This is a genomic window from Roseburia inulinivorans DSM 16841 (genome assembly GCF_000174195.1).
GTDB classification, from domain to species: domain Bacteria; phylum Bacillota; class Clostridia; order Lachnospirales; family Lachnospiraceae; genus Roseburia; species Roseburia inulinivorans.
On the sequence record NZ_ACFY01000124.1, the window covers coordinates 1 to 2,134 of the forward strand.

The following is a 2,134-nucleotide window of genomic DNA, read 5'->3' on the forward strand; positions in this document are numbered from 1 at the left end:
TCCTTCCAGAAATTCCTGCACACAGGATCCTTTCCGGCTTGGCTGGTAATCATAAAGGACAATTGGTGTAAGACCATCATTTCCGGTTGTATATAACCACATATAAGAGGTCTGTTCCGCCGTACGTCCCTTTTCCCGCAGCACCTGACATGTTGTCTCATCTGCATGTACCAGGTCCCGCTTTAAAAGTTCTTCATGCAGCCGATCATAGATCAGATAGAAATAGTTTTCTGCCGTATAAATGATCCAGTTCGCCATGGTTTCCCGTGGCAGGGTAAATCCCAGCTGGTTCATCAGAAATTCCTGACGATAGTAAGGCATTGCCATGCCGATCTTTTCCATTGCAACATATGCGACCATGGATGGGGAAGCCGGGCTGTGTGGAATCAATGCTGTAGGTATCTTGGATTCAGCAAATGTCCCGTCACCATCTTTTCTGCATTCCGGGCACTGCCATTTCTCCTGATAATAGTGGATTCGTTCCACCTTTGCCGGGGTGATCCGTAGTTCTTCACGGACAAACATTTCCGTCACATACTCCATCTTGGAATTACAATAAGGACAATACTTATCTTCTTCCAGCAGGGGGATGACTTCCTTATGGATCGGAAGATTTCCATATTGGTCTTCACGTGTCGCTTTCGCTTTGCGTGTTGTCCGTTTGTGGCTTTTGACGATTGTTGTCACAGTTTCTTCCGTTTTCTTATCCTGTTTTGTCTTCTCACTGCCTGTACCAAAGAGTTTCCGCTGGAATTCATCCAGTGTTTCCCTGAGACCGGCAATTGTATCTTTCAGGTCATTGATGGTTTCCTTCAGTTCTGTGATGGTTTCGTCTTTTTCATCTAACCGTTCAGAAAGCATCTGGATCATAAGGTCCTTCTGATTCATCTCACTGTTAAAAAGTATGTCCTGTCCCTTTGAATCCACGGTGAATCCCTCCCTCTTTTTTCGTTACCTTTATTGTACGAAAAGGAAGGCATGGTTGCAAATGCCGTCCAAAATCAGACTGGCATTATGCCGAAAGCCAGATAGCTCCTTTTTTTCTCAAAATCAGCCAGTTTCCGGGATTTTCCGTAAAGTTATGCACATCATGATGATGTCATGCTCAACTATCCCCGGACAACGCACCCCATGATTTCACATCTGTGGATATCTTCCGTCAACAGCCTGCTCCGGCTGTAGAAAAATTTTTCAAAATCTACATATTGCACAAATCAGTAATCCCTGTCTTTCGCAGGCTGTATCGCTTTCGGCTGGTCAATGGAAAGTCCTTCCATCAGCCAGCGGAATTCCTGCCTTGTCAGAGGTCTGACTTCTGAAGCATTGCGTGGCCATTGGAATTTTCCATTGTCCAGGCGCTTCTGCAGGAGTACAAATCCATCCCGGTCAAAATAGAGGGCTTTCATCGTATTCTTTTTGCGTCCACAGAACAGAAAGACCGCATTGGAGAACGGATCCATCTGGAAATTGTCACGGATGACTGCCATGAGTCCGTCAAAGGATTTTCTCATATCAGTCCTTCCTGTAACCAGATAGATTTTCTGTACTCTGGACAGATCACCGATCAAAGTTTCCGCAGGGCAGATATCGTATGATAGATCACATCCCTGCCTGCATGATTATTGATTGCAACTTTACAGCCGTTTATGATAACTGTCAGTGCTTCGCCCTCTGATGTTGCATCTGTTGACAGCAGTCTGACTGGATTCGATATCGGTATATGCGATTCTTCTGTAATGGAAAGTGGTACGATTTCATGTGTGGCATCCACGATTAGCCTGTCTGTCTCCGGAATCATACATGATTTCTTTCTCAGCCTTGTGACAGTATTATAAAACGTATTGATAGAGATATCATTCTGCTCACACCAGACACGGTCAGAAAATCCACTGCTGCGACATTGCTGAATTAATGACAGCCATTCTTCGTCTGTTCTTCTCTTATTACGCATAAGCTGCTCCTCCTGTTAGCTAAAGTAGTTAAACACCGTAAACGGCTACCTTTGCTTAAGAAAAGAAGAGTGATACGTCCGCATCCAGATCTGAAAATAGATAAAGTAGTCGTTTACTGTTTATTGACTGTATTATCCCAAATCTTCAATTAAATTTGGAACGGTATGTTATTCATCGCTTAC

Annotated in this window: 3 protein-coding genes; all 3 read right to left on the bottom strand. The window is 44.0% G+C overall.

Annotation, left to right across the window (positions count from 1 at the left end; translation table 11 throughout):
• Positions 1-927 (bottom strand): IS66 family transposase (locus ROSEINA2194_RS13505; protein ID WP_007888251.1); only part of this gene is annotated, 927 nt, incomplete at its 3' end.
• 287 nt (positions 928-1,214) lie between these two features.
• The gene (tnpB, locus tag ROSEINA2194_RS13510) at positions 1,215-1,568 is read right to left on the bottom strand and encodes an IS66 family insertion sequence element accessory protein TnpB (RefSeq protein WP_007888256.1); all 354 of its coding nucleotides are present in this window, start codon (positions 1,566-1,568) and stop codon (positions 1,215-1,217) included.
• Positions 1,565-1,951, bottom strand: coding sequence for an IS66 family insertion sequence element accessory protein TnpA (gene tnpA, locus ROSEINA2194_RS13515; RefSeq protein ID WP_007888257.1), 387 nt, complete (start codon positions 1,949-1,951; stop codon positions 1,565-1,567). Before tnpA ends, tnpB begins: the two co-directional genes overlap by 4 nt.
• Positions 1,952-2,134: the final 183 nt, after the last annotated feature.

Excerpts from the sequence above, each read along its gene's own strand:
- tnpA (WP_007888257.1), bottom strand. The coding sequence starts at position 1,951 with ATGCGTAATAAGAGAAGAACAGACGAAGAATGGCTGTCATTAATTCAG.